The sequence below is a fragment of the Halomonas nitroreducens genome (assembly GCF_003966155.1).
Lineage (GTDB): Bacteria > Pseudomonadota > Gammaproteobacteria > Pseudomonadales > Halomonadaceae > Halomonas > Halomonas nitroreducens.
Window position 1 is genome coordinate 219,590 of the sequence record NZ_RXNS01000006.1, and the last position, 11,823, is coordinate 231,412.

The following is an 11,823-nucleotide window of genomic DNA, read 5'->3' on the forward strand; positions in this document are numbered from 1 at the left end:
GCGAGACTTACGCGAGAAATCCCCGCTATTCAGGCATTACGTCGGGCCGGCAGGCGTTCTTCCAGGGTCCGTTCCCAGGCCGCCAGCCCCCAGGCCTCGAGACGGGAAGGCTCGGCCATGAGACGGCGTTCGTCGACCCGTTCACGCTCCGCGACACTCAACCGGGCCACCTTGTCGCGAATCATCCCCGACAGTGACTGGTCGAGCGCGGGCACCTGCACCAGGAAGCGCGCGTTGGTCTGCACCACCAGGTAATCGGGCCGCGTCGCCTCCACCACTGCGGGATCGAGATTGCCCGCGCTATGGATGAAGATGACCCGACGGAACAGCCGGCTCAGGAAATGGAACATGGAGCTGGTGGAGGACGAGCCGAAGATCAGGCAGGTGCCCTCCATGAGCGCTTCGGGATACTCGATGACCAGCAGGCGGCCGAAGTTGGGCAGGCCATTGTCGTACACCCGGTACTTGAGGTGGCTGAACGACCTGAGCATCGCCGCCTCGCAGGTCTGGCGCGGCGTCAGCTTGTTGCCCAGGTCGCCTCCCATGGCGCGCGTCCGATAGCGATCCCCGGCGAAGACCGGCTCGACCGACGGCCGGGCGAGCCCCAGCGAGGCGGCCAGCTCGACGCTTGCCGCCATGGCACCGCGCTGCGTCCAGTGGGTATCCGTGCGAATGAAGGCGTCATCCCCCAGCGCCTGCAGCGCCGCCACGGGATGGACGACGCCGGCCGCCTCGGGCAGGGCCAGCAGCTGGTCGATCGGCTGGCTCTGGCCCTGCACCTGGGGATGATAGCGGGGGCCCATCACGGTTTCCTTGGCGGGCGCCACCAGCATCGCCCAGGGACAGCCGACCGTCTCCGCCAGCCGCCCGAGTCCGCTCAGATACGCCTGCCAGGCCATGAGCCCCCGTGACGTGAGATGCACCCGCCCCCGGTACTGATCCACGCTGGCGTTGGTGTCGTTGTCCAGGAACAGCCAGCCCGAGCGGCCCTCGATCACCTTGAGCGAGCCGGCCGCGTCGGCCTGCGCCGGCTGGCATCTCACCTCCTGCAGCGGCCAGCATCGATCCTCCAGCAGCAGCTCGAGATGAAAATGCGCCAGCCGCGGCGGAACGGTGAAGCGAAAACCGCAGTGCAGTTGCGGATGCCCCTCGGGCCGCTCGTTGAGCACCGCCTCGATCACGTCCGGCCGCTTGATCTCGAGGGGATGGCGCACCTCGTGCTCGGGCAGCCAGCGGGCCACGATGCGCAGACGCGACGCCGCCTCGGCCATCTCGGCTGGCAACAGCACCCAGCCCTGAACGACGCGGCCGGACGCCAGGCACCAGGGCTCACGCTGGTCGGACGGGTAGTCGAGCGCCCAGCGGTGCACCGGTGCGGCGTCCGTCGGCCCCACCGCCTCACGCACTCTCCGGCTCAGGCGACGCATCACACCGAGAGGCCACTCCGGCGCCCTGGCCCGCGGGGACGACGCCTCCCCGGGCGCTGCCATGGCGGCCTTGAGGCGGGGCGCCAGTGATGCCGCTCGCTCGCAGACCTCGTCGTTGCGATCATGGCGCTCGAAGTACTGCCGCCCTTTCACGTATCCCGCCTTGGCGGCGCTGCCCCGCTTCGACTTGCCGGCCAGGAACTCCTCCACCGACTTGACGATATAGTGGTTGACCCGCGCCCCTTCCCACACCACCGCCTCGCTCAGGCCACGGCGCTCGCGTCCCTCGCGATCCTGGCGGAAGCGCAGGGGGTCGCCCCGCGCGTCGACGTGGCGGCCACGGCTGAGCCTCACGTGATGGGGGTTGTCGAAGCCCGCCACCCATCCAGGCCGCACCAGGCTCTTGTAATGGCGATTGGGCCCGAAGGACATACTCGCGCGGCGGGTAAAGCGCTCGGTGACCAGCCCTTCCTCGCGAAACACCTCACCGGCAGAGCCGAAGCAGGCCCAGTTGAGCACCACGGCCCCCACGCTGTCGTCGGCGAAGCGCGTCTCGAGCCAGGGCAACAGCGAGGGCCCCGATGGCTCGCCTGACGGGGATGTACCCGCCTCGGCCATCGGCAGCAGGAACTCGTCGGCATCGATGAAGGCCAGCACGTCGATGTCCTGCGGACAAGCCGCCAGCAGGCGGTCATAGGCCCCCAACTGGGGCGGCGCCCTGCCCGCGGTGGGCACATCGAGCAGCGTCAGCTCGCCCCGCCCGGCGCGTTCGGCCAGCAGCTCTCGGGTGCCGTCGGTGCTGGAGTTGTCAGCGATCAGGAAATGGCTGGCACCCACCAGCCGGTGATAGGCCAGCCACTCGGGGAGGCAATCCGCCTCGTTCTTGACGATTGCGGCCACGGCAAGCTTCACGCCGGTCTCCTTTCTCTGGTTGGGGTGGCGGCACCGGCCGCGGGGGCCGCACAGGGCAACAGGGCCTCATAGGCCTGGTGCAGGGCCGAGGCCATGGCGGCCTCGCCGAAGCGCTCTTGCGCCCGGCGGCGCCCCGCCTCTCCCATGCGGGTACGTCGGGCGGCATCCTGCGCCAGTTCGGCCACGCTTCGGGCGGCGGCCTCGGCGTCACCGAGCGGCACCAGCAGGCCGGTCACGCCCTCCTCCACCAGTTCCGGCAGCGCGCCCCAGGCGTAGCCGACCACCGGCCGCGCCGCGGCCATCGCCTCCAGCACGGTGCGACCGAAGGCCTCCTGGAAGCGCGACAGGTTGACGACGAGATCCAGCTCGGCCAGCGCGTCGGCCGGTGACGCGACATAGCCGCGATCGACCAGGTTGGCCGGCGCCAGGCCGCGGGCCTGGCGGGCCAGCAGGGCCTCAAGCGCCGGGGTCCGCGGGCCATACAGGGCGATATCCACCTGCGGGGCCAGAGACGCCAGATGGCGCGCCATGACCTCCAGGTCCGCGAGGCCCTTCTTGGGCAGGTTGCTGCTGAGCATGCCCACCGTGAGGCTCGCCGGCTCTCTTCGCGCCGGCAGTGCCAGCAGCGGCGCCATCTCGATGGTATTGGCAACGATCGCCACCCGGCCCGTCGCCGCGCCCCCGGCCAACAGCCAGTCCGCCACGCAGCGAGACGTGGCGATGCCCCCATCCGCCAGGTCCAGAACCCGGTCACGCAGGTGGTCGGGCTGGGCATTGAGCGTCTCGCACAGGGCGCGGTCGTGCTCGGGCAGTTCCCGCACGTGCATCAGCGCCGGAACTCCGCATTCGCGAGCGGCGACCAGCGGCTCCTCCAGCACCAGGGTATTGGCATGCACCGCGTCGATCGAGAAGCGCTGGATCAGCCCGCGGAAATGGCGCAGGGTCGCGGGCTCGGGCGTGCGCCCCTGCTGCCACCAGCCATAGGGCAGCACCGCCACCGCCAGCGCCGCCTCCTGGAGGGCCTCAAGATAGGCCCCGTTGACGGCTGACGGCAGGCTGACGACCACGTTCCAGCCGAGTCGACGCATCGCCCTGAGCACGTCCAGCAGGCTGCGCTCCGCCCCGTAGAGCCTCTCGCCGGCCTGATGGGCGCACAGCAGCACGGTGCGCGCGCCGGGCCGGCGGGTGGCTCGCCCCGGGAAGAGCGGCCAGGGCGCATATCCCTCGCGCCGCCCCCGGCTCAGGTAGTGCCAGAGGGGCTCGACGCCCTGCTCGGCCACGTCGGGATAAGCGTAGCGATAGCCGGACGCGCTGAAGTGCGGCCCCGGGTCGCGCCCCTCGGCGCTGCCGGCCTGCCAGTAGTGGGCCAGCGGCTCGATGGCCACCTCCTGCAGGTCGAGGTGGGTACGCAGGTACCAGCCGGAGTCGAACAGCCCCGAAGCTTCCAACACATCCAGCGAGTGCGAAAAACGCACCGGCAGTGCCTGGCGGCAGAGCGCCGCCGGGGCGGCGAAGGGTCGCCAGGGCGCTCGATACGGCAGGTGCAGGTCCGCCGGACGCTCGGCCGCCGCGTGCCAGCGCCGGGCGGCGGCCATGTAAGCCTGGCGCACCCCGGTGAACTGAGTGACCAGATGGGTCGTGCCCTGCTGGCTGAGCGAGCCGCCATCCGCCCGCCCGACGGCCAGCGGCACTCCGGGCAGCGCCTCGACCACGGCCGACTCGCCGAAGACCGCCAGCAGCCGCTCATGGTACTCGGTGTCGGCATTGACGGTGACCTCGTCCCAGACGCCAAGCCGCTCGACCGCCTCGCGGCGCACCATCAAGGAGGAGATATTGCGGTACACCCAGCCCTCCTCCTCCACCCGCCAGCGGTGGAAGCGCAGGGCCGGGGTGGCCCGCACCCAGTGCGACAGGCTCGCCATGGCCTCGGGCGCCGCCTGCAGCGCCTCGACCTGACGGGCGAGCTTCTCGGGATGCGACCAGTCATCGCTGTCGTGGGTGGTGATCAGCACCCCCGCGGCCTCCATGAGGCCCGTGTTGCGCGCCGCATAGGCCCCGCCGTTGACCGCGTGGCGAAACACGCGCATCCGCATGTGGGCGGGGCACTCCGCCTCGAGGGCCTGCAATACCCGCCAGGTCGCGTCCGTGCTGGCATCGTCCACCACCAGCAGCTCCAGTGCCGGCCAGGCCTGGGCGAACAGGCTGCGCAGCGCCGTGGCGACGCTGTCGGCGGCGTTATAGACCGGCAGGATCACGCTGACCAGGGGGGAAGGGTCAGCAGTGAGTGAGGAATGGTGAGGAGTGAATTGTGAGGAGTGAGGCGTGAGGCGTGAGGCGTGGGGCGTACCAGGCGCCAGGTTGTCGAGGGTCAGCGACCGGCCAGGCACCCGGTGCGTGATGGGCAGTAGCCCCTGCGCCTGCCACATCCGATTGATCCAACCCAGCCGTTCGGCATCATCCTCCGCGGCATTGGCATGGGCCAGCGCCGTATCCGCCCGCGCCGGAAAGCGCCGATCGAGATCGGCCAGCACCATCGGCAACCACGCCGCTGCCTCGTCGACACCGGAGCGGGCTGCCGAACGCCCCGCACCGGCGGCGACCGACGACCGGCACAGCGCCTCCACCGCCAACAGCGCCGGCCCGATATGCCCGGGCTGCGTGATCAATCGCCCTGCCGGCAGCAGGCACTCGACCACCCTGGGCCATTCCGCTCGCCAGGCCCACCAGCGCGCCAGGGCCCAGGCCGCCTGCTGGCGCTCCTCGACGCTGGCCGCCTCGGCCCGGCGCAGGGTTTCCAGCCGCGGCACCATCACCGCCTCGGCGCCGCGCCATAGGTGATGCTCCCAGGCCAGCGCCCGGTTGCAGCGGGGCAGGCGGCCCTCGGCCCGGCCATGGCGAAGATAGTGCACCAGCGGGTTGAGCCCCGCCTCGGCCACATCCGGATACTGGGCGAGATACCAGACCCCGTCGAACCCCGGGCCCGGTGCCAGGCCGGCGGCGGCCCCCCGGGCCAGGTAGTGGCCGACCGGGTTGCGCGCGGCCAGGGGATCACCCGCCACGCCCGGCTGGCGACGATACCAGTCGGCATCGAAGAGCGTCGACGCCGCAACCAGCCGTTGCTCGCCGGCGGGACCGGGGCCCGTTGGCCGTCGGCCCCGCCAGCGGCGCCAGGCGGCCTTGATCCGCCGCCTTCCGTTCATGCTAACGGCTCCGGCCCACTGCGGGTGTCTCCCATAACGCGTGTCTTGCTCATTCCACCGTCACGCTCTTGGCCAGGTTACGCGGCTTGTCCACGTCGGTGCTCGCCCTGCGCCACCGCATCGGCAGAGAGGGGGATGCGACCATTTCACATTCGATGCCATGCCTTCAAGTAATCATCTGTTTGGTGTTGTAGGCCGCCCGCAGAATCGTTTTCTCGGCATCTTTCCAAGGTAACCGCCTGCCCCGTTGTTTCATCCTGTGTAGCGCCGTCAACGCTTGCTGCTGCGTCAACAATCCGAATTCAATCACCTCAGAGAAAATCCATAATGTACCTCGCACATCAGCCTCCTCTTTGGCCGCCAGCATGCGGAGGTTTCCGTCCCCGGTCACAAGCGGGCAGGACTCCTGCTTGGCCAAAGCCAAGGCAAGCCGGTCGTTGAATCCCGGCTCATCGCCGTACTGCTCACCGAGCCTTGCCGCGTACTCCACATATTCGCCGCTGACCACCAGCATCTTGAGGCCCATTGCGATCAGATGGGGGCTGCCCTCCTCGATCTCCTCTTCGTAGAGAATATCCGGCATCGCGAAGTGATATGGGAGCTGGAAGAGCGTATCCAGTATCTCACCAGCCTCCAGGTCGATGATGATATTGGCATCACTGATTAGCAGCAGCATCCAGCGGCTCCATCCAGCGGCTCCATCCAGCGTTCACGATAGAACTGCATCCGCGGAATGCCGAGTAACTCAGCCGCTTTTGCCTCCGAGATCAGTTGCTCGGCCAGCGCTCGATACACTAGCTGCTCAAACAGCTGCGGAGTCTCCGTCGCCAACGACTCCCCCGGCTCGTTCCGGTTCCACCCACGAGTGGAGAACAGCTTCATCAGCGACTGAAAGTGAGCGTAGGGGATGATCCCACATTGCAGGGCACGAATCGCCCAGCCCCGCATGGAGAGGCCGTATTCATGCTTCAGCCGGTATAGCTCCCGTGGCTCCAGGCGGTGGCGCTTCTCGCCGAGCTCATGGGTCACCGCCGCTTGTGGTGCCAAGAACGCGCCGGCAAAGCGGTCGCAAACCTTCTCCTCATCGAGATCATCTGCCAAGCGGCCTGCCAGCAGCACATGAGCCAGCTCGTGGGCGAGCGTAAAGCGCTGACGATCGCCGGGCCAGTGAGATGACACCGCAACCACCGGATACTGCTGGCCATCTGCCGCCATCGCCGTGGCCGTCATGCCGGAAAACGCCTTATGGTCCACATCGACCGCAAGAATCAACAACCCGAGAGTTTCGAGCGTATCGGTCAGATCACCAATCGGGTTCAGGCCCAGCGACCACGCACGGCGAACGCCATCCGTGACCGCTTCGACTTCTTCCAGCTCGGCAAGCTGCTGGGGGACAACCTCAGGCACCGAAAATCGTGTAATGGGCGACTCGGGGAAGGCATTCAGCAGCTCGATACGCTTCTCGACCATCTCCGCCACGCGGATCTGGACGGCCTCCGCCCGCTTCACGCCAAAAGCATGGTTCTTGCGAAACTCGACGTCCGCCAGCTGTACCGTCTGCTGGCGAAAGAAATACTCAGTGCGTACCCCGCACGCCCTGGCGATCTTAAGCAGCTTCGAAGAGTCGGGGGTCACCGACCCCTTCTCGTACTTCTGAACCGCTGCCTTGGAAACGCCCAGCTGCTGGCCCAACGCCTCAAGCGTCAGGCCAGCAGCAAGGCGCGCCTGGTGAATGCGTTGCCCCAGCATGGTGGCGCCCCCTAGTTTACTTTTCATATCATTCTATACAAAAAGTAAACTCACGTGTGGAAAATCAGCAGCACCAAAGGGCCTCCTCAACGACAGCCCGGGATCCAGCGCCAAGCGCGCTCACGCCTCACTACTCGACGGTCACGCTCTTGGCCAGGTTGCGCGGCTTGTCCACGTCGGTGCCCTTCACGAGCGCCACATGGTAGGCCAGCAGCTGCTGGGCCACCACATGCAGCACCGGCGACAGCACGCCATAGTGCTCGGGCAGGCGAAGGATATGCACCCCCTCGCTCTCGGCCATCTGGCTGCAGCCATCGGCGAACACGTAGAGCTCACCGCCCCGAGCGCTGACCTCCTGCATGTTGGCCTTCAGCTTGTCGAGCAGCTCGTCATTGGGCGCCACCACCACCACCGGCATCTCGGCATCCACCAGCGCGAGCGGGCCGTGCTTGAGCTCGCCGGCGGGATAGGCCTCGGCATGGATGTAGGAGATCTCCTTGAGCTTGAGCGCCCCCTCCAGGGCGATGGGATAGTGGTGCCCGCGCCCCAGGAAGAGCGCATGCTGCTTGTCGGCGAAGCGCTGGGCCCAGTCACGGATCTGCGGCTCCAGGGCCAGCACCTTCTCCACCGCCACCGGCAGGTGGCGCAGCTCGGCGAGGTAGGCCCGCTCGCGGGTATCGTCGGCTCCCTCCCCGGCCATGGCGCCATGCCGCTTGGCCAGCAACAGGGTCAGCAGGAACAGCGCGGAAAGCTGAGTGGTAAACGCCTTGGTGGAGGCCACGCCGATCTCCGGGCCGGCCCGAGTGATGAAGCGCAGCGCCGTCTCGCGCACGATGGCCGATTCCGGCACGTTGCAGATCGCCAGGGTATGCCGATGCCCCAGCCCCTTGGCATGCTGCAGGGCGGCCAGGGTGTCGGCGGTCTCGCCGGACTGGGAGATCACCACCACCAGCTGGTCGGGGTTGGCGATGGATGTGCGATAGCGATACTCGCTGGCCAGCTCGACGTTGCAGGGCATCCCGGCCAGCGCCTCGATCCAGTAGCGCGCCGTCATGCCCGCATAGCTGGAGGTGCCGCAGGCCAGGATCAACACCGAGTTCACCTGCGCGAGGATCCCCGCCGCGTCGGCGCCGAGGATGCCGGGCGACAGGCGGCTCGCCCCGCCGATCATCTCCAGGGTGTTGCCGAGCGCCTGGGGCTGCTCGAAGATCTCCTTCTGCATGAAATGGCGATAGTCGCCCAGCTCCACCGCATCGGCATTGAGGTGGGAGGTGACCACCTCGCGTTCCACCGGCACGCCCTGGCCATCGACCAACTCGATGGCCTCACGGGTCAGCCGGCCCACATCGCCGTTTTCCAGGTAGATCATGCGCCGGGTGACCGAGAGCAGCGCCGAGGCATCCGAGGCGGCATAGTGGCCCTGCTCGCCCACACCCAGCATCAATGGCGACCCTTCCCGGGCCACCACCAGGCACGGTTCTTCGGTACCGCCTGGCTCCGCCTCGTGGACCACCGCCAGCGCATAGGCGCCGACCAGGTGGGCCACCGCCAGACGCACCGCCGCGAACAGGTCCGCCGCCGGTTCCCGGGCAAAGTCGTTGCCCCCGGCCAGGCACGCCTGCACCAGATGGGCGATGGTCTCGGTATCGGTATCCGAGGTGAAGGCGTAGCCGAGCGCCTCCAGCTGCCTGCGTAGCGACTCATGGTTCTCGATGATGCCGTTGTGCACCACCGCCAGGCCCGCGGAGACATGCGGGTGGGCATTGCGCTCCGCCGGCACGCCATGGGTGGCCCAGCGCGTGTGGGCGATGCCCACCTGGCCGGTCAGGCCCTGCTCGGCTACTCGGGCTTCCAGTTCCGACACCCGTCCCTTGGCCCGAGACCGGGCAAGCGAGCCATTCTCGGACAACACCGCCAGCCCGGCGGAGTCATAGCCACGGTATTCCAGTGTCTTGAGTCCTTCCAGCAGGAAGGGAGTGCATTCCATTGCGCCGATGGCGCCGACAATTCCACACATAATCGGTCCGGTGATGAGTGAGGGGTTAAAAGTGAGCGGTGAGTGGCAGAAGCCCGATTTATCGGTGGTCCGACATCTCGGCGATTTCAGGCGCTACTACCGCCTCCGCGCCAACAAATGAAATTCGCCGCGTGTGTTCATCCTGCACAAAGCAGCGGACCCGATACCGTCCAGGCCCTGGTAGCAAGATTTCGCGCCTCGGCTCGGGCTGATACATAAATCTCTCGATCACTTCGCCATCACGGATGAGATACCAGGCGAAGCGGAGTGTTTCCGGCTGTTTGCAGCGATGCTCCAGCACCAACAGGTCTGGGCGTGGGCGGGAGGTCTCCAGCCCCTGCAGGCGTAGCTCCAGAAATGCCTCCGCTGGCACTCTAGGCCGTGGGGCGGCTTTATACGCAGCCACTACAAGGCGATAGCAACCCAATAACCGCCGGTTCATCTCCAGCTCGTTGAAGCACTGGCGCACCACCTGACGACCGAAGCGGCCCAGCCGGCGACGCTCGGCCCGGGAGCGCATCAGCCGGTCAAGGTCCCGCTCCACCGCGCCCTGCTGATAGCCTTCGTGCTTCTCGCCCACCCCACCGAAGTTGCTGAATACCCCCTGCTGCCAGGTCTCGCCATCCACCAGGCCGTTATAGCCCTTGCTGCCCAGGGCAATGGTCGGGATGCCACAGCTCATCGACTCCAGGGTGCAGCGCCCCGGCGCAATCACCGCATCGCTCTGGCAGTAGGCATCACGCAGCGCTTCGCCATGCAGCCAGCCAGTATAGGAAACGGAATTCTCGCCGCGCAGCGCTTCCACCCGTTCGGCGAAAGCCTCCTGTAGCGTGCCCTGGCCCACCACTTGCCAGTGGAACCGCCCGGGGTAGTGTTCGGCGGCATGTGCCACGGCCTGGTAGAACACCTCGAGAATAAACGCCTTGTCCTGGTCCAGCCGTGTCACCAGCGACACCACCACCTTGCCGGCGGTTTCGGGCACTGGCTCCACGCGCACCGCCTTGAACAGTTTGGCATCCGGGGTGTTGGGAACAACATGGAGTTTTTCCGGATGTTCCACACCGCCTTCCGTCAGCAGATAATGGCGAATGCCCTCGGAAACCGTGAACACGGCATCGAGGTGATCAATCTGCGAGGGCAGCGCATCTGGATACTGGCCATGCATGGTCACCATGCAGGGTAAGCCCAGTATCCGGGAAACCATTACGCCCAACTGCCGGGAAGCAAAGGGATGGGCGTGAACCAGGTCAAATGGTTGTTTCTCATGCAGAGTCTGAATCGCAGAAAAAGCGTCAGCAAATGCGCCCACCTGGTAATCCGTCTCGATGACACCGGCCCCACACTCTCGCAGCTGCTCGGCGAAAGGCCCTGGGCGGCACACCACCGTAACTCGGTGCCTACGCGAAAGCATGAACTGCACGGTGGCCCGCACGTTCTCGTGCAGACCACCGTGTGGAGCGTTGAAGAAGACGGGGATCAGGAGATGCATGTGGGTGCTGGCACTCGGTGATTAGTTATCGAGAAGTGAGGGTCGAGATTTGAGGGTCTGTCCCCGATTGATTCCATCTGCATTGATGGGAAAAGTCGACTCTTTCACGGGGCTCTCCACCAAAAAAGAATATTATTTGTTATTTCTATAGGCGCAGATAAAATCATATAAATCCATGCTCCAGAAGCTCGCTCAACGCCTGGTACAGCGCCTCACTGGCGACCTGCAGCTTGCCCTGCTCGATACGCAAGACAGCCGTCTGAGCGTCCTGTTCGCCTAACCCCCAGCGACTTACCACTGCAAACCGCGGTTCCTGGGCTTGAAAGTGAAACGACACCGCCTGAGAGGGTTGGGCCTCGAGATACCCGGGGGAGTACCAGCCCGCCAAGCGCGGCTCGCGCTGGCCATGGTGTGAGCACGCCCTAGGGGCACGCTCCAGGGTCGATTCCACTTGGAGCGTCAACCGCTGCTGGTCGCTGGCATCCTCGAAGCGCGCCCCCACAGGCGACAACTCCAACGGCGTGGTATCAGGGCCGATATGCCACCACCAGCGAAAGTCACGCAAGCGCTGGGGCTGATCATTACGGATGATATCCAACACCTCCACACCAACCCCGGGGCGGTAGTAGACCACGCGCTGGTGGGTCATCTTCAGGCGGGCATGAGACACCCTGCCGACCAGCAGCCAACCTCCATCGCAGGTGCCGACATGCTGGATGGCGCTGCCATAGGCATCGCGTTTCTGGCGACTAGAATTATAGCCATCCACCTCGACAGTGTTATGGGCGCGAGTACTACGAAAGTAATCACGCCAGTTACTCTTTTGGTAGCCGTACTTCCCGGAATCATACAGAAGATACCGACTATTTTCCTGCCATACGAGCGATAAACAATCCGCATGCTTGTGTCGGAGCCTGTCAACATAGTTGGCACATGAAATGACTTCGGCTCTTTAAAATCCTGATGCCTGTGACATCGGGACCCGCTCGGGATTCAGGTGCACGATTTCTGGCAAGCTGAGGTTTCGGA

At 66.2% G+C, this 11,823-nt stretch carries 7 protein-coding genes; all 7 read right to left on the reverse strand.

Going from position 1 to position 11,823, the window contains the following annotated elements:
* Window positions 1–29: 29 nt before the first annotated feature.
* The 7 genes from EKG36_RS08440 to EKG36_RS08470 all read right to left on the reverse strand — a co-directional run bounded on the left by EKG36_RS08440 (window position 30) and on the right by EKG36_RS08470 (window position 11,734).
* Window positions 30–2,339, reverse strand: coding sequence for a glycosyltransferase family 2 protein (locus EKG36_RS08440; RefSeq protein WP_126483014.1), 2,310 nt, complete (start codon window positions 2,337–2,339; stop codon window positions 30–32).
* Entirely contained in the window at window positions 2,336–5,539 is a 3,204-nt protein-coding gene (locus EKG36_RS08445) for a glycosyltransferase (RefSeq protein WP_126483016.1), read from the reverse strand. The genes EKG36_RS08440 and EKG36_RS08445 overlap by 4 nt, the downstream gene beginning before the upstream one ends.
* Before the next feature lie 166 nt (window positions 5,540–5,705).
* The gene (locus EKG36_RS08450) at window positions 5,706–6,215 is read right to left on the reverse strand and encodes a PIN domain-containing protein (protein WP_126483018.1); all 510 of its coding nucleotides are present in this window, start codon (window positions 6,213–6,215) and stop codon (window positions 5,706–5,708) included.
* The gene (locus EKG36_RS08455) at window positions 6,203–7,288 is read right to left on the reverse strand and encodes a helix-turn-helix domain-containing protein (protein WP_126483020.1); all 1,086 of its coding nucleotides are present in this window, start codon (window positions 7,286–7,288) and stop codon (window positions 6,203–6,205) included. Before EKG36_RS08455 ends, EKG36_RS08450 begins: the two co-directional genes overlap by 13 nt.
* A 130-nt stretch (window positions 7,289–7,418) precedes the next feature.
* Window positions 7,419–9,305 (reverse strand): glutamine--fructose-6-phosphate transaminase (isomerizing), encoded by a 1,887-nt coding sequence (gene glmS, locus EKG36_RS08460; protein WP_126483022.1) that lies wholly within the window; start codon window positions 9,303–9,305, stop codon window positions 7,419–7,421.
* A 58-nt stretch (window positions 9,306–9,363) separates the two neighbouring features.
* Window positions 9,364–10,794 carry a glycosyltransferase family 4 protein gene (locus tag EKG36_RS08465; protein ID WP_126483024.1) on the reverse strand — a complete coding sequence of 477 codons (1,431 nt, stop codon included), beginning with the start codon at window positions 10,792–10,794 and terminating at the stop codon, window positions 9,364–9,366.
* Window positions 10,795–10,957: 163 nt separating this feature from the next.
* On the reverse strand, window positions 10,958–11,734 hold the full coding sequence (locus EKG36_RS08470) for a heparinase II/III family protein (RefSeq protein ID WP_126483026.1): 777 nt from the start codon (window positions 11,732–11,734) through the stop codon (window positions 10,958–10,960).
* Window positions 11,735–11,823 lie beyond the last annotated feature (89 nt).

Coding starts and splice junctions, on each gene's coding strand:
- EKG36_RS08445 (WP_126483016.1), bottom strand. CDS start 5,539: ATGAACGGAAGGCGGCGGATCAAGGCCGCCTGGCGCCGCTGGCGGGGC.
- EKG36_RS08450 (WP_126483018.1), bottom strand. CDS start 6,215: ATGCTGCTGCTAATCAGTGATGCCAATATCATCATCGACCTGGAGGCT.
- EKG36_RS08455 (WP_126483020.1), bottom strand. CDS start 7,288: ATGCTGGGGCAACGCATTCACCAGGCGCGCCTTGCTGCTGGCCTGACG.
- glmS (WP_126483022.1), bottom strand. CDS start 9,305: ATGTGTGGAATTGTCGGCGCCATCGGCGCAATGGAATGCACTCCCTTC.
- EKG36_RS08465 (WP_126483024.1), bottom strand. CDS start 10,794: ATGCATCTCCTGATCCCCGTCTTCTTCAACGCTCCACACGGTGGTCTG.